The organism is Geobacillus jurassicus NBRC 107829, assembly GCF_001544315.1.
GTDB lineage: Bacteria > Bacillota > Bacilli > Bacillales > Anoxybacillaceae > Geobacillus > Geobacillus jurassicus.
The window spans coordinates 104,658-119,331 of sequence record NZ_BCQG01000001.1; the positions used below are offsets into that span (position 1 = coordinate 104,658).

At 54.2% G+C, this 14,674-nt stretch carries 15 protein-coding genes; 1 reads left to right on the plus strand and 14 read right to left on the minus strand.

The window, feature by feature from the left end; genetic code table 11:
* Window positions 1-73 precede the first annotated feature (73 nt).
* From GJ1_RS00500 to sppA, 9 genes are all read right to left on the minus strand, one after another.
* A complete protein-coding gene (locus GJ1_RS00500) occupies window positions 74-418 on the minus strand; it encodes an SCP2 sterol-binding domain-containing protein (protein ID WP_066226968.1) in 345 nt (114 codons plus the stop codon).
* A gap of 142 nt (window positions 419-560) precedes the next feature.
* Window positions 561-1,079 carry a hypothetical protein gene (locus GJ1_RS00505; protein ID WP_245629312.1) on the minus strand — a complete coding sequence of 173 codons (519 nt, stop codon included), beginning with the start codon at window positions 1,077-1,079 and terminating at the stop codon, window positions 561-563.
* A gap of 213 nt (window positions 1,080-1,292) precedes the next feature.
* The gene (locus GJ1_RS00510; protein WP_066226974.1) at window positions 1,293-2,507 is read right to left on the minus strand and encodes an acetate kinase; all 1,215 of its coding nucleotides are present in this window, start codon (window positions 2,505-2,507) and stop codon (window positions 1,293-1,295) included.
* Between the two features lie 199 nt (window positions 2,508-2,706).
* Window positions 2,707-3,696, minus strand: coding sequence for a class I SAM-dependent methyltransferase (locus GJ1_RS00515; RefSeq protein WP_066226977.1), 990 nt, complete (start codon window positions 3,694-3,696; stop codon window positions 2,707-2,709).
* Window positions 3,697-3,858: 162 nt separating this feature from the next.
* On the minus strand, window positions 3,859-4,359 hold the full coding sequence (gene tpx, locus GJ1_RS00520) for a thiol peroxidase (RefSeq protein ID WP_066226979.1): 501 nt from the start codon (window positions 4,357-4,359) through the stop codon (window positions 3,859-3,861).
* Window positions 4,360-4,482: 123 nt separating this feature from the next.
* Window positions 4,483-4,944, minus strand: coding sequence for a GerW family sporulation protein (gene ytfJ, locus GJ1_RS00525; protein WP_066226981.1), 462 nt, complete (start codon window positions 4,942-4,944; stop codon window positions 4,483-4,485).
* 11 nt (window positions 4,945-4,955) lie between these two features.
* Window positions 4,956-5,645, minus strand: coding sequence for a DUF2953 domain-containing protein (locus GJ1_RS00530; protein ID WP_066226983.1), 690 nt, complete (start codon window positions 5,643-5,645; stop codon window positions 4,956-4,958).
* Window positions 5,646-5,754: 109 nt separating this feature from the next.
* A complete protein-coding gene (locus tag GJ1_RS00535) occupies window positions 5,755-6,225 on the minus strand; it encodes an RDD family protein (RefSeq protein ID WP_066226986.1) in 471 nt (156 codons plus the stop codon).
* Window positions 6,226-6,238: 13 nt separating this feature from the next.
* Window positions 6,239-7,246 carry a signal peptide peptidase SppA gene (gene sppA / locus GJ1_RS00540; protein ID WP_066226989.1) on the minus strand — a complete coding sequence of 336 codons (1,008 nt, stop codon included), beginning with the start codon at window positions 7,244-7,246 and terminating at the stop codon, window positions 6,239-6,241.
* A 109-nt stretch (window positions 7,247-7,355) separates the two neighbouring features.
* On the opposite strand from sppA, the gene GJ1_RS00545 reads away from it, so the two are divergent.
* Window positions 7,356-8,159: an NAD kinase gene (locus tag GJ1_RS00545; RefSeq protein ID WP_066226995.1), complete on the plus strand. Its 804-nt coding sequence runs from the start codon at window positions 7,356-7,358 to the stop codon at window positions 8,157-8,159.
* Window positions 8,160-8,298: 139 nt separating this feature from the next.
* On the opposite strand, the gene mbcS is transcribed toward GJ1_RS00545, so the two are convergent.
* The 5 genes from mbcS to ezrA all read right to left on the minus strand — a co-directional run bounded on the left by mbcS (window position 8,299) and on the right by ezrA (window position 14,528).
* Window positions 8,299-9,891 carry an acyl-CoA synthetase MbcS gene (mbcS, locus tag GJ1_RS00550; RefSeq protein WP_066226998.1) on the minus strand — a complete coding sequence of 531 codons (1,593 nt, stop codon included), beginning with the start codon at window positions 9,889-9,891 and terminating at the stop codon, window positions 8,299-8,301.
* Between the two features lie 139 nt (window positions 9,892-10,030).
* Window positions 10,031-10,234 (minus strand): alpha/beta-type small acid-soluble spore protein, encoded by a 204-nt coding sequence (locus tag GJ1_RS00555; protein WP_066227000.1) that lies wholly within the window; start codon window positions 10,232-10,234, stop codon window positions 10,031-10,033.
* A gap of 80 nt (window positions 10,235-10,314) precedes the next feature.
* Window positions 10,315-11,520: a tRNA uracil 4-sulfurtransferase ThiI gene (thiI, locus tag GJ1_RS00560; RefSeq protein ID WP_066227104.1), complete on the minus strand. Its 1,206-nt coding sequence runs from the start codon at window positions 11,518-11,520 to the stop codon at window positions 10,315-10,317.
* Window positions 11,521-11,527: 7 nt separating this feature from the next.
* Window positions 11,528-12,673 carry a cysteine desulfurase family protein gene (locus GJ1_RS00565; RefSeq protein ID WP_066227108.1) on the minus strand — a complete coding sequence of 382 codons (1,146 nt, stop codon included), beginning with the start codon at window positions 12,671-12,673 and terminating at the stop codon, window positions 11,528-11,530.
* Window positions 12,674-12,824: 151 nt separating this feature from the next.
* Complete coding sequence (gene ezrA, locus GJ1_RS00570; RefSeq protein WP_066227002.1) at window positions 12,825-14,528, minus strand: septation ring formation regulator EzrA; 1,704 nt, start codon at window positions 14,526-14,528, stop codon at window positions 12,825-12,827.
* Window positions 14,529-14,674: the final 146 nt, after the last annotated feature.

The window sequence follows — 14,674 nt, forward strand, 5'->3', positions numbered from 1 at the left end:
TTTCCTGTCCCCTTTACCCAAATTCCGCCGGCCGGGGCTCCCCCGCCGGAAGTCTCGGCCGGCAGCCGTCCGTTCACTGTTTAGCGCTGTTATAAGCCCCCAACACTTCTTGAAGCCGCAGCGCCAACCCCATATCTCCGTCAATGCGGAGCCGCCCGCTCATAAACGCTTCCGTTCCGTTGAGCTCGCCGTCCACCATTTTTTTAAAATCTTCGCTGTCCATGCTGAGCGTGCAATCCGGCGCCTCTTGCTCCCCCTCGATGACAAAGCCGGCATCAGGGCGAAGAACGACTTGGTACACCCCTGCATCAGCGCCGCTTAAATTGAACTGGTACACGGCAACAATCCCTTCAGCTCTGGAAATGTCTTCTTTCAATTGTTGATCGATCAGCGCAAACACTTCTTTGACACTAGGCATCATTGTACCTCCTGACTATTTAGAATGATCAGAATTTTTGTTGTGCACTTTTACTATAAAACGCTTTCAAACAATCATCCATCCCGACCTTTTTCGGAATTTTTCCTCATCGTTATGGCTGTGCCCCCGACGTTTCTCCCTCCTAACGCCGCAACGCACGAAGCAAATCTTTCTCCCCGATCAGCTCCAAATACCGCCAATAAAGAGGGAAAGCAGGCACGATGCGCGGCACAAGCTGCAGCGCCTTCATTTTCGAACCTTTCGCCTTCATTTTCCCTGTCAGAAGGGCGAACGGAAGCTGAATGTTTCCCCCCCAAAATTGGTGGGCAACATCGCCGCTCGTTTCAATGCGAACATCGGGGCGCGTGATTTCTTTGCCGAGAAGGACTGTGTATTTCTCTGTCTCCTTCGCCTGTTTCGCGTCAATGCTGATGATCGCTTCCGGATGGGTAATGGCAAACACAACGGCGATGCGGGAGCGGCTGATATCGGTTCCAATCCGGTTGATTTGCGCCAATTCATCTCCGTGTTCTTGATAGGACGGATGGCTCCCCCACCATGAGCGCAGCTCCTCCCATGTCCGTTCGCGCGCCGGAATCATCATAAATTCGCCGATGACGCGGTACAAATGATCCGCATCGCGGAAAACCGGCACAGTCATCCCCCCTTTTTCTTCCGTTCTCTCTCCTTACCATAAAGGAAAGCACCTCTACTCACAATTCCGAGTTTTGACGGGGAGAGGGACGCAATGTTCGCCCTGCCATCCTAGCCGCCTTTCCTTTTCTCATCGCTTTCTGTCCGGCTTGCCAAAGAAAAAAGGCTGTTCGCAAAAGATCGTGTTTTGATCTTTTGGAACAGCCCTTTGCTCGCTGCTTCATGAAGCTCTTTGGCTTGTCGTTTCCAAATTCGCCAGCCGCATGACATCGCGGGCGATCATCAACTCTTCATTGGTCGGGATGACGAGCACTTTGACCGGCGAGTGCGGATAGCTGATGAACGCTTCTTTGCCGCGCACTTTGTTGAGCGCCGGATCCCAGTACACCCCCATGAACTCGAGGCCGCGCAGCACTTTGGCGCGCACGACTTCGCTGTTTTCGCCGATGCCGGCGGTGAAGATGATGGCATCGACCCCGCACATGCGCGCCGCGTATGAGCCGATGTATTTATGAATGCGATTCGCAAACACTTCAAGCGCGAGTTCCGCGCGCTCATTTCCTTCGGCTGCCGCCTTTTCCAAGTCGCGCAAATCGCTCGAGATGCCCGACAGGCCGAGCATGCCGCTCTTTTTGTTCAGCACCTCAATCACTTCATCAGCGGTCATTCCCGTTTTTTCCATAATGTACGGGATGAGCGCCGGGTCGATGTTGCCGGAGCGCGTCCCCATCGCCACGCCGGCTAATGGCGTAAAGCCCATGGACGTGTCGATCGACTTGCCGCCCTCGACCGCCGCAATGCTCGCCCCGTTGCCTAAATGGCACGAGATGAGGCGCAGCTGTTCGATCGGCCGGCCGAGAAGCTCCGCCGCCCGCTGGGTGACGTATTTGTGCGACGTGCCGTGGAAGCCGTACTTGCGGATGCCGAACTTCGTGTAATACTCATACGGCAAGCTGTATAAAAACGACTGTTCCGGCATCGTTTGGTGGAACGCCGTGTCAAACACCGCCACCGCCGGCACGTCCGGCAGCACTTCCTGAAACGCCCGGATGCCGACGAGGTTGGCTGGGTTATGGAGCGGGGCGAGCTCGGACACTTCTTCAATTTGCTTGATGACGTCCTCGGTGATGAGCACCGAATCGCTGAACTTCTCCCCGCCGTGAACGACGCGGTGGCCAATGCCGTCAATTTCGTCAAACGAACGGATAACGCCGTAGCGAATGAGCTTATCAAGCAGCATTTTGACGGCGGCGGCATGATCCGGAATGGCCGTCACTTCTTGATGTTTTTCGCCGTTCACGACGATGGTGAAGATCGCATCGTCAAAGCCGATCCGTTCGACGACCCCTTTGGTCAACACCGTTTCCGCCGGCATCTCAAACAACTGAAATTTCAATGAGGAACTTCCCGCATTAATGGCTAACACTTTCGCCATCGAAAACACAGCTCCTTTTTTTGCCAAAATCCGATCGCGCTTACCGTTAGTGTGCGCGATTGGGCGCCGTTTCACTATGCCTTTTTCATTGTATTCCTCCCGTTTCTGCGTTTCAAGCGCGGCCTTGTTTCGCAACCGGTTGCAAAAAAAAGTTTTTATGTTGCGAAAAATACAAACGGCCTCCGAAAAGCGAAGGCCGTCAACTTTCTTTTTCCGCGGCGATCCATGCGTCGATTTTCGCCATCATCGCCTGCATCGCCGACTTGTTTGAAAAACGAGGAAGCTCAACAAGCAGCACGTGTTTTGGCTTTTTGACATTCGGTCCTTTCTTTTGCAAAATAAACACGCTTTTTGCCGCCTGTTCGTTTTTAAACATCGACAGCGGCAGCTGCAAGACTCCTTGGACGATGGCCGCCTCCTTTAAAAATTCGTTCAGCTGCCCTGCCTGCGGGCTCGAGAACAGCGTATTCGGGATGAGGAAAAACAAGTAGCCGCCCTCTTTTGTATAGCGCAAGCTTTGCTCGATGAACAAATGGTGGGCATACGACCGCCCTTCCTTCGCTTTTAAGGCGAAGCGGGCGGCATTGTCCTCATCCGGGTAATAGCCGACCGGCAAATCGCAGACGACGACATCAACCAGCTCGACAAACAGCGGCCTTAGGCTGTCTTGGTTAAACAGCTGCACCGGATGCTTTTGCAAGTTCGCGTTGACATAGGCCAATTTGACGAGCAGGTCGTCGACATCGACGCCGTAGCTAGCCGCCTGTTTTCCACGAAGGCCATTTAACACCGCCGTCAATAAATTCGCCGTGCCGACGGCCGGGTCGAGGATCGTCAGCGCCAAATGCGAGCGCGTAAACTCGCGGACTAAATAGGCCAAAAACAAACTGACCGCATCCGGGGTCATTTGATGATGCGGCTGGACGTGTTTGCGCATCCCTTTTAACACCGCAAGCTGAAACGCCTTGCGGATCTCTTCGTTTTGAAACCGTTCAAGCATCAGTTCGCGATACTGCTTTTTCAGCCGTTTCGCGTTCAATTCACTCACTTCGCTTTGCAGCACGTCGCCGTGGAACAAATTTTCCCCCGTCTCCGCGACGGCCTCCAAATACGTGCATTGCAATTCTTCTTGCAAAATCTGGGCCGTTTCATCCAAAACCGTAAACATTCGTTCGACCGGCGTCATCATGTCAGGGCTTCCCTCCTTTCTAGCCGCTCCCCTGCTCCTTATTGTACGCCCGCCTGACTTCACAGGCAAGAAAGGGCGGCGGAAACGAAACGACCCCGAACGAGTCGGGGCCGCTGTGATCAAAGCGTGCAACCTATGCAGACGGATGTCCGCCGCTCATCGTTATTTCGCCGCTTTCGCCGCTTCAATCGCCGCTTCGTAGTTCGGATGGTTCGTCACTTCCGGCACGTATTCGACGTACGTCACCGTGTCATTGCTGTCGATGACAAACACAGCGCGGGCGAGCAGGCGCAGTTCTTTGATCAAGACGCCGTACGCTTGTCCGAACGAGACGTCGCGGTGGTCAGACAACACTTGCACGTTCTCGATGCCGGCGGCGCCGCACCACCGTTTTTGCGCGAACGGCAAGTCGACGCTGATCGTCAGCACCTTGACGTTGTCGAGCTTCGCCGCTTCTTCGTTGAACCGGCGCGTTTGCGCGTCGCAAACCCCGGTGTCAAGCGACGGAACGACGCTGATCAGGCGGACGTGCCCTTTCGTATCCGCGAGCGTCACTTCCTGCAAGTTTTGATCAAGCACGGTGAAATCCGGCGCTTTGTCGCCGACTTTCACTTCCTTGCCGACGAGCGTGACCGGGTTTCCTTTAAACGTCACATTAGCCATGGGTTCTCTCCCCCTTCGGAAAAAATATGTACTATTTCCATAGTAAAATGGGGAAGGAAATTTTTCAACGATTTTGTCCGTTCGCGCCAGCTGACAGAAAAACGCCGGACGCAAACGGTCCGGCTAAATATCAAAGTCGTTCGTTGTTTCGGATGCCGCGCCGTCTTTCTTATTTTTCTTCAGCATTGCCTGAATCTTCTCGAACGCTTGCGGAGCGACATCGAGAATTTTTTCATACAAGTGCGTGCTTTCGTCCAAATGGAGCAGCTTCACCCCGGACGAGTTGACGACGAGAAACGCAATCGGCGTAATCGAGACGCCGCCGCCGCTGCCGCCGCCAAACGGATGCCCATGGCCTTGAGCCTGCCCGTTCCCGCCGGGTTGCGCTCCTTGGCCGTTTTGTTGGCCGTCCAGCATAAACTCGCTGCCGCCCGCGGCAAACCCGAACCCGACTTTCGAGACGGTCAAAATGACGCTGCCGTCAGGCGTCTCCACCGGGTCGCCGATAATCGTATTGACGTCGATCATTTGTTTTAAGTTTTCCATCGCTGTCGTCATCAACCCTTGGATCGGATGGTTCGTCATGCTCATTCCTCCTAGTAGCCTTCATTTGCCTGCTTGGCAGCCAACGGTTTTCGCTTTGGCAACCGCCGTCCGCGCCAATGTTTGATCACCCGCAATCCTGCTACCATAGCATGCCCGATTCGAAACTGAATCATACATAAAAACGCCGTTTCCGAAGCGGCCCGATCGTAGGCCGGAACGATGGCGACAACGGGCGTTGTTTTCATGTTCATATAGCGGCTCGCGGCTCCGATGATCATGTATTTCAACGACCAACCAAGCCCTGCGAGCAAGCCGGTCGATGCTGCGTCGCCAGTGCCAATCGTCGTCTTCCATTCCCATTGCATAATCGTCACGTGACGGTAAAATTGTTTCATAATTTCATGCAAGTCGACGACTTGCTCGAGAAACCGCTTCAGCTCTCGAAACAGGTCGGCGATTTTTTTTACGGTCAATTTCCCTTTCTTTTCCTCTTTCCCGCGCGTTCCCTCCACTCCTTTTTTCTGGAGAAACGCCACTCCCGGCGCATCTGAATCCATGTCCAGCTTGATGAGCGGAATGCGGACGGTGTAGCGGAGGAGGCCAAACAGCGTGCGCACCACGATTTTGCATTCATCGTCGTCTTTCATATGGCGAAACACGACCGTCACCGATACTTTCATCCAGGCGACGAGAAGAAGCAAAAGAACAACCGTTGCGATGACCGCGATGACTGCTTTCAATGTCCGCCCTCCCTTTCACCATACATTGTCGCCATCTGGAAAAAAAATAAACCTGCCGTTTCGGCAGGCGGACATCGGTTAGCGGTCCGTTCTTGATGCGGGCGGACGATCACTCGCGGACGACGATCGTATCGGCGAACTGGTCGTGCATCCCTTTTTTCTTTTCGGAAAACGCGACGAACAAAAAGCCGATGAAGAATAGTGTTTTGGAAATAAACTTGCCAATAACTTCTCGGAACAGCACGGTCAGCCATGTCAACGGCGCGCCGCGCTCATCGACCACTTTTAAGCCGAACACCATTTTGCCAAGCGTTTGCCCAAACGCTTTCGTCATCAAAACAAAGTAAGCGTAAAAGACCGCCGCAGCCGCGATCGCCGCCGGGGCGAACAAGCCATCCCGCTCAAGCGGCCAATCGAACAGGCGAAAGAGCGGCCAGATGATGAGGCGGTTGAGGCTTGAGACGACGATCACATCAAGCCAATACGCCCAAAAACGAAGCCAAAAGCCGCCGTAGCAGAGGGGGCGCTCAGCCGGCGGAAAATGGTCCGCCGGCGGCGCTGTCGCTTGCATTTCCGTCATGCTCTCACTTCCTTTACTCGGCATATAAATACATGAGCCGCGGCGAGGACGGGCGCGACAACAGGCGGATGAGCCCGGCTGCCTCGCTGTCCGGTTTGGACCAGTTCGACAGGAGCCCGAACAGCGAGCTCCACGGCGTGCTGCCCGTATATTTCACCACTTGGGCGCCAGCGAGCCGATGATCTTTTTTCAGCGCCGCAATCACATCGTCTAAATAGCCGAATTCATCAATCAAGTGAAGCGACTTCGCTTGGCGGCCGTCATAAATGCGTCCGTCCGCCAGCTTGCGCACAGTCTCTTTCGGCAATTTTCTCCCGCTGGCGACCACATCGACAAATCCCTCGTACGACTGATTGATCAGCTTCTGCAAAAGCTCCCGCTCCGCCTCGGTCATTTTGCGCGCTGGATTCATGATGTCTTTGTACGGCCCGCTTTTGATCGTAACGAGCTCGACGCCGTACTTTTTCGCCAGCCCTTCGTAGTTGATGCTTTGCATGATGACGCCGATCGAGCCGGTGATCGTCTCCGGACTGGCGAAAATTTTATCGCCGGCTGCAGCGATGTAATAGCCGCCGGAAGCCGCCATCGCTCCCATCGATACGTAAATCGGCTTATGGGTTTTCTTTTTCAGCTTCATCAGCTGATCGTAAATTTCCGCACTTTCCGCGACCCCGCCGCCCGGCGAATTGATGCGCAAGATGATCGCTTTGACGTCTTGATCCTCTTTCGCCTGTTTGATCATTTGCAAAAACGTTTGGTGGTTGTACTGCGATGAGGAAAGAAACGACTCGGCTTCTCCCGCATCTTGAATCAATCCGTTCACTTCCAATACGGCGATTTTTTTCAACGGGTCGCCCTCGGCGATGACTTCTTCGCTAAATGGCGACTCCATGAGCGCCAACCAGCTTTCCGACCAGCCGCCGGCCTTGTCGGACAAGAGAACGCCAACAGCTTGAACAAGCACCGAGATAATGAACAAGGCCGCAGCGATGGCCAACGCCGTCCATCGTTTTCGGTTCATGGTTTCCCCCCTGCGTCGATTTCCATATTTTTAGAATCATGGCAAACGTGGTACAATATTCATTGTACATCGTTCGATCAGATGATGCCATTAGGAGGACGAAAAAAAAATGGATATGGAACGCAACCGTCTTTATTTTTTTTATAAGCGCGACGACGAGCTCGTCAAACGAGTAAAGCCGCTCATTGCCCTGGCGGAGCGCGGTTCGTTTGTCGTTGTCGACGACTGCCGGGAAGCGAACATCATCGTCAGCATCGGCGATGACGGGGCGTTTTTGCAGGCGGTCCGGCAGACGGGATTTCTTCCTGACCGTTTATACGTCGGCGTGTCGATCTTGCCTGCGCGCGGATTTTACTGCGATTTCCATATTGACGACATCGATCATATGGTGAAAGCAGCAAAAAATTGGAAACTTGAAGTGCGGCGGTATCCGATCATCGAGGTAACGATCGACGGTGCAGCCTCGTTTTTCTGCTTAAACGAATGTTCGATCCGCTCGCAAATCATTAAAACGATGGCGATCGACGTCTTCATTGATGACTTGCATTTCGAGACGTTCCGCGGCGACGGCATCATCGTTTCGACGCCGACTGGCAGCACTGGCTACAACAAATCGGTGCACGGGGCGGTCGTCGATCCGCTCTTGCCGTGCTTCCAAGTGAGCGAGCTCGCCTCGCTCAACAGCAACCGCTATCGGACGCTCGGCTCGCCGTTCATTTTGAGCGGCTCACGGACGTTGACGCTGAAAATGTCGGAAGAAACGAGCCATTTCCCGATCATCGGCCTCGACAATGAAGCATTGAGCATCCAGCATATCGAGCGGATTGACATTCGCTTAAGCGATCGCGTGGTCAAAACGGTGCGTTTGAAAGACAACTCGTTCTGGGATAAAGTGAAGCGCGTCTTTTTGTAACACGCAGGAAAAAGGGGTGCTCTGCCTGAGCAGAACACCCTTTTCGTTTGCCGAGCGGCTTATACTGAACCGCCGTTTTTCGCAACCCGGCTATCGCACCGCCCCGACAGCAGCCAGCTCGGCAAACAGCCCGTTCCGCTTACGACGACCGGCCGGCAAGGCGTGCTTCCCGCTCGCGCAGCTCGACGCGGCGGATTTTCCCAGACGCCGTTTTCGGCAAATCGTCGACGAATTCGATTTTGCGCGGATATTTGTACGGCGCAGTCAACTGTTTCACATGTTCTTGCAGCGCCGGGATCAACGACGGATCGTCTTTGTCGACGCCATCGCGCAACACGACGAACGCCTTAACGACATGGCCACGCACTTCATCCGGGCTGGCGACGACGGCGCATTCTTTCACGGCCGGGTGCTTGACGAGCGCGTCTTCCACTTCAAACGGGCCGATCGTGTAGCCGGCGCTGATGATAATGTCATCCCCGCGGCCTTCAAACCAGAAATAGCCGTCCTCGTCTTTGCGCGCTTTGTCTCCCGTAATGTAGTAATCGCCGCGGAACTGCATCGCCGTCCGCTCCGGATCTTTGTAATAATATTTAAACAGCGCCGGCGTTTCGATATGGACGGCGATGTCGCCGACCTGGCCGACTGGGCACGGCTCGCCGTTTTCGTCAATGATTTCGACGCGGTTGCCCGGCGTCGGTTTCCCCATTGATCCCGGCTTGATTTCCATCCCTTTCATGACGCCGACAAGCAACGTATTTTCCGTCTGCCCGTATCCGTCGCGCACTTCGACGCCGAAGTGCTTGGCGAACGTGTCGATCACTTCCCGGTTGAGCGGCTCACCGGCGGACACGGCGCTGTGCAAATGGGATAAATTGTAGCGGCCGATGTCCGGCACTTTCGCCATCAGGCGGTACTCGGTCGGCGTGCAGCAAAGCACATTGATTTTGTATTTTTCCAACAGCTGCAAATATTTTTCCGGCTCAAAGCGGCCGTAGTAGACGAACCCGGTCGCTCCCGAGCCGAGCACCGATAAAAACGGGCTCCAAATCCATTTTTGCCATCCCGGCCCGGCCGTCGCCCAAACAAGATCGCCGTCTTCAATGCACAGCCAGTTTTTCGCCGCGGTGCGCAAATGAGCGTACGCCCAGCCGTGGCAATGGACGACCCCTTTCGGATTGCCGGTCGTCCCGGACGTGTATGACAAAAACGCCATATCGTCGCGCGAGGTGTCTGCCGCCGTCAGCGTTTCGCTCTCCTTCGCCATGGCGTTTTCAAGCGGAATCCATCCGTCTCGGGGTTCCCCGATGACAAACTTTGTCAAGCGTTCGATGCCGTCAATCGGCGCAAATTCGTCAATATACGGCTCATAAGCGACGACGGCTTTCGCCTCGCTATGAACGAGCCGGTATTGCAAATCTTTCGTCCGCAGCATCTCCGAGCTAGGGATGACAACAAGCCCGGCTTTGAGCGCCCCTAAGTACACTTCGTACGTTTCAATGAGTCGCGGCATCATGACGAGCACTTTATCGCCTTTTTCAAGCCCGTGCGACAAGAAAGCGTTTCCAATTCGGTTAGCGCGCGCCATCAGGCGGCTGTATGTAATCTCTTTCGTCTCGCCTTGCTCGCTTTCCCATGTCAAAGCGATGCGATCCGGGTGGACGGCCGCATGCCGCTCCATTTCAGATGTTAAATTGTAGCGCTCAGGAGCAATCAAGTCTTCCCGCCTCATTGTTCCTCTCCCCCTCTGTATGATTGTTTCGCCACTATCGGCATTTCTATTATACAAAATAGTCATTCTGTTTTGAATACTATTCCCCATATAGAAACGGCGGGGGATGACCCCCGCCGCGCAAGCCATTATTATGAAATTAGAATTGGCGTGCGCCGCCCAATTGTTGTTGCGCCATGGCTACGAGACGTTTCGTGATCTCGCCGCCGACCGAACCGTTGGCGCGCGAAGTCGTGTCAGCGCCCAAGTTCACGCCAAATTCTTGAGCGATCTCATATTTCATTTGCTCCAGCGCTTGTTGCGCGCCCGGAACAAGCAGGCGATTGTTGTTGTTGCGTGCCATCAGTTTTCACCTCCTTGTACCTATAGAATGTGTGAAAACAGATGGCGATATGCAGTGATGCTTTTGGTAAATTTTGAGATTCAAAACAGCTCGGCAAACTCATCCGCCTGTCCGTTTTCTTCGTCAATGACGAGCGTCTCCGTTTCATTGACCGCCTTTTCGAGAAGCGGAGCAAGATTGAGCTGGTTCTCATAATGGAGCACTTTTTCTTTTTTCGGTTTCGTTTTCGGCGCTCTTGGTGTAAAAATGGTGCAACAATCTTCATATGGAAGAATGGAAATATCGTGAGTGTCGATTTGTTTCGCCAGCTCGATAATTTCCATCTTATCCATGGAAACAAGCGGGCGCAAGATCGGGGTATTCGTCACTTCATTGATGACATACATGCTCTCAAGCGTTTGGCTCGCAACTTGACCAAGGCTTTCGCCAGTGACAATCGCCAATGCCCGCTGGCGGCGGCGCAGCGCATCGGTAATTTTCAGCATCGCCCGCCGAGTCGAAATTAAAGAGTATTCGTTGGGAACTCCTTGGTAAATGGCTTGCTGCACTTCCGTAAACGGGACGACGTGAAGTTTGATCCTTCCGCCGTATGCAGTCAGCTTCTTCACTAAGTCGATCACTTTTTGCTTCGCCCGTTCGCTTGTAAACGGTGGGCTGAAAAAGTGGACGGCTTCGATTTCCAAGCCGCGCTTCATCGCCAAATAACCGGCGACCGGGCTGTCGATGCCGCCTGAGAGCATGAGCATCGCCTTGCCGCTCGTTCCAACCGGCAGGCCGCCGGCGCCGAAAATGTCGCAGCACGTGACATACGTCCCGTCTTGGCGCACTTCAATGCGCACGTCAATATCCGGCTCGCGCACGTTGACCGTCAGCCCGTCCGTCTGCCGCAAAATATGCGCCCCCACCTCGTGGTTCAGCTCGTCGCTTCGATACGGAAACTGTTTGTCGACGCGGCGGGCGCTCACTTTAAACGTTTTTCCTTTATACGGAAGCTGGCGGACGGCAGCGAGCGCCGTTTCTTTAATGGCGTCAAGGTCGTTTTCGCACTTCATCGCCAGACTGAACGAGTGAATGCCAAAGACGGTTTTCAGCTTTTCGATGATCGGCTCATGCGGCTCGCCGTTTAATAAAATGTACATTCGGTCGCGCATATATTCAATCTGAATCCGCTCAAACGCCTGCAGTTTGCGGGCGATGTTGTTTTTGAGCCGCCGGACGAAGATATTGCGGTTTTTTCCTTTTGTCGTCATTTCTCCGTAGCGGATTAAAATGCGGTCATATTTCATCTCCATCTTATCCCGTTACCTCGCTTAATGTTTTGATCGCCTGTTTGATCGCCGCCACCGTCGGCGCGATTTCTTCACGTCTGTTGTCAAACGACAAACTGATGCGAATGCCGCGTTCGGCACGGCCCGCGCCGAGCCCCATAGCCAGCAGCGTCTTGCTCGGCGCCTTCTTTTTCGACGAGCAAGCCGACGTCGTCGATACATAAATCCCATTTTTTTCTAACTCGTGCACAAACACTTCCGGCTTCATGCCGCTTTTTAACGAAAAGTTGATGATGTGAGGAGCGGCGCCGTCGCTCGGCGTATTGACCTCGATGTCCGGAATCGCCGAAAGCGCTTCGAGCCACTCGTTTTTCAATGCCTTGAGCCGGTCGATGTCCCGCTCGTATCGCTCAAGCGCCAAGCGAAGCGCCTTCGCCATCGCCACGATGGCAGCCACGTTTTCGGTTCCGGACCGAAGTTGCCGCTCCTGTCCTCCGCCGGCGATCAATGGCGCCAGGCGGACGCCTTCGCGCACGTAAAGCAGGCCGGCGCCGCGCAGCCCGTGGAATTTATGCGCCGATATTGTGCATAAATCGACGCCGGCCTGCTTCAAGTCGAGCGGCACTTTGCTGATGCCTTGCACCCGATCGACGTGAAACAGCGTTTTCGGATAGCGGGCCAAAAGCGCGCCAATTTCTTCAATCGGCTGCATGGTGCCGACTTCATTATTGACATGCATGATCGACACAAGAATCGTATCGTCGCGCAGCGCGCGTTCAACCTGCTCAACCGACACTCTTCCTTCGCGGTTGACCGGCAAGTACGTCACCTCAAAACCAAGCTCCTCAAGCTGGCGGCACGGTTCGGCGACAGACGGATGCTCGATTTCTGTCGTAATGATATGCCGGCCGCGCTGCCGGTATTGCCAGGCGACTCCTTTGATGGCGAAATTGTTCGCCTCCGTTCCACCGGAGGTAAAAACGATTTCGTTCGGCTTAACGCGCAGCATGGCGGCGATTTGTTCGCGCGCTTGCGTCAAGAGCCGCTCCGCCTTCATGCCCAGCCCATGGAGCGAAGACGGGTTGGCAAAATAGTTCGTTGCGACGGCAACGAACGAATCGACCACTTCGGGAAACGGTTTGGTTGTCGCGCTGTTGTCAAGATAGATCATCGCTTCCATCCTCCGCTCGTCATCGGCAGAATATACATAATACATCATAAACAAAGCGAGCATCAATCAGCAACGAAAACACACAGTCATTTACATTATTCGCCAAAAACCCGATAAATATCGGCAAAACCGATACTTATCGGGTTATTCATCACTGCTCCCGGTCATTGTTCTCTTGCCATAGCTGCTGCACGCGGTCAAACGCGCCCGGCTCGACTTCTTCTACAGCCGCCACCGCCTGCCGGAGCGCCTCTTCATAGTCATAATGACGGAACAAAAATTCGGCTTCTTCAAGCCGTTTGCGGACGGACGGGTAGCGGCGGCGGTAGCGGTTGCCGTATTGAATCGTCCGCTCCGCCAGCGTCGCCTGTTCAATCATCTCCATCGTCCGCTCATACAGCCGTTCCACCGCCGTTTTCGCTTCCTCCAACGCCCGGTCGACCGCTGGCATATCAAGCGGCTTTTCCTCGAGGCGCGCGGCGACAGCCTGCAAGCTGCGTTTCGCTTCCGTCAATTCCATCGCATACGGTTCAGGCAGCCCCGGCAGCCGGCTTTTTTGCACAAGGCGAAGCGCCTCAGCCAATGTTTTTCGCATGCCGTCAAGCTTTTCACGGGCGATCAATTCATCTTTGCGCAGCGTCTGCAGCATCGTCCGAAACTGTTCATGTTCTTCTTTCATTAGGTCGATCTGAGAAACAAGCTGCTCAAGCTCCTCTTTCAACAGCGAATACGCCGTTTTCGCCTCGGCGGCGCGGTCTTGGAGCAGCACAAAACGCTTTTGCAGCTGATGCAGCTGTTTTTCGATGCTTCGATATTTTTCGAGGTCGCTTGGCGGCAAATGGTAGCTTTGCTGGACGAACAACGCTTCCGCCTCGGTTTCCTTCGCCTCCGCAGCGAGCTCTTGAAGCATGCCGCCAATGCGCGGCATTTCCGTTTGCACGTATTGATGCGCGAGCACTTCGTTTTCGAGCAGATCATACAGCGCTTCGATCTCTTCTTTCAGCTCGGCGGCGGTTTGCTTCGCTTCTTCGACGCGCAGCTCGCTGATCATCGCCAGGCATTGCTCAATTTTGTCCCGTTTTTCCTGAAGCGTGCGCTCCATATGCAAATGGTCTAGGATGTACCCGCGCTCTTCCATTTCCCGATAACCGTCGCCCAGCTCAGCCAGCTGGGCCGGCAACGACGTTTGACATTCGCCAAGCAAACCTGGAATCTCTTCCATCATCGCCTTGAGTCGGACAAGCTCTTCCTTCAGCGCGAGAACGACATCGCGCGCCGCCAAATAGTTGCCGGTCTCCGTCAACTCGGCAAAGCGCTGGAATTGCTTTTCCGCCTCCGTCAAGCGGACGTCGAGCAAGTCGGCGGCCGGCCCGAACGTATAACGGTAAGCAAGCAGCGTCTTTTTCGCTTCCCGATGAGCCGCACGCAACTCCTCGATCTCCGTCCGGCTTTGTTCCTCGCTGCCGATCAACTCATTCACTTCATGGATGATTTCGTGCACTTCCTCCTCAAGGCGATGCAATCCATCGGCGATATGCCCCAGCAGCCGCCGCGCCTGCCGATAGCGGTATTTGTCAATCAGCCGTTCCGCGTCAAACAGTTGCTCTTCCACATTCGGCAGCTTGACTGCCACGATGTTGTCCCATTGCTGGCGCCATCGTTCAAACAGCTGCTCCGTCTCCCCTGTCATGTTCAGCTGCTTCACTTTTGCCAGCTCGTCCGGCACCGGCCGGTTCATCAAGCTGATTTTCCATTCCTCAAGCTGGTCGATTTCCCGGTACATCCGCTTCCGGTACATCTGATTGTATATGATTGCTCCCGCACCAAGGAGCAGAACGATCCATGCCATCCCCATCCGCCGATGCCCCCCTTAGACTCAAGCTACTCGAACAACAAATGAAAATAGCGGAAGAAGGCAGAAATATATATTTTTCAATGTTTTTATGATACCATGTTAACGACATTTTTTGACCAAAATTTTTATTTTTTTTACAAGACTCT

What these genes read in the sequence shown, in the direction of transcription:
- GJ1_RS00555 (WP_066227000.1), bottom strand. Translation starts at nt 10,234, where the DNA reads ATGGCACGCAACAACAACAATCGCCTGCTTGTTCCGGGCGCGCAACAA.
- GJ1_RS00500 (WP_066226968.1), bottom strand. Translation starts at nt 418, where the DNA reads ATGCCTAGTGTCAAAGAAGTGTTTGCGCTGATCGATCAACAATTGAAA.
- mbcS (WP_066226998.1), bottom strand. Translation starts at nt 9,891, where the DNA reads ATGAGGCGGGAAGACTTGATTGCTCCTGAGCGCTACAATTTAACATCT.
- GJ1_RS00535 (WP_066226986.1), bottom strand. Translation starts at nt 6,225, where the DNA reads ATGACGGAAATGCAAGCGACAGCGCCGCCGGCGGACCATTTTCCGCCG.
- GJ1_RS00510 (WP_066226974.1), bottom strand. Translation starts at nt 2,507, where the DNA reads ATGGCGAAAGTGTTAGCCATTAATGCGGGAAGTTCCTCATTGAAATTT.
- GJ1_RS00515 (WP_066226977.1), bottom strand. Translation starts at nt 3,696, where the DNA reads ATGATGACGCCGGTCGAACGAATGTTTACGGTTTTGGATGAAACGGCC.
- GJ1_RS00545 (WP_066226995.1), top strand. Translation starts at nt 7,356, where the DNA reads ATGGATATGGAACGCAACCGTCTTTATTTTTTTTATAAGCGCGACGAC.
- sppA (WP_066226989.1), bottom strand. Translation starts at nt 7,246, where the DNA reads ATGAACCGAAAACGATGGACGGCGTTGGCCATCGCTGCGGCCTTGTTC.
- tpx (WP_066226979.1), bottom strand. Translation starts at nt 4,359, where the DNA reads ATGGCTAATGTGACGTTTAAAGGAAACCCGGTCACGCTCGTCGGCAAG.
- thiI (WP_066227104.1), bottom strand. Translation starts at nt 11,520, where the DNA reads ATGAAATATGACCGCATTTTAATCCGCTACGGAGAAATGACGACAAAA.
- ezrA (WP_066227002.1), bottom strand. Translation starts at nt 14,528, where the DNA reads ATGGGGATGGCATGGATCGTTCTGCTCCTTGGTGCGGGAGCAATCATA.
- GJ1_RS00565 (WP_066227108.1), bottom strand. Translation starts at nt 12,673, where the DNA reads ATGATCTATCTTGACAACAGCGCGACAACCAAACCGTTTCCCGAAGTG.
- GJ1_RS00505 (WP_245629312.1), bottom strand. Translation starts at nt 1,079, where the DNA reads ATGACTGTGCCGGTTTTCCGCGATGCGGATCATTTGTACCGCGTCATC.
- ytfJ (WP_066226981.1), bottom strand. Translation starts at nt 4,944, where the DNA reads ATGACGAACCATCCGATCCAAGGGTTGATGACGACAGCGATGGAAAAC.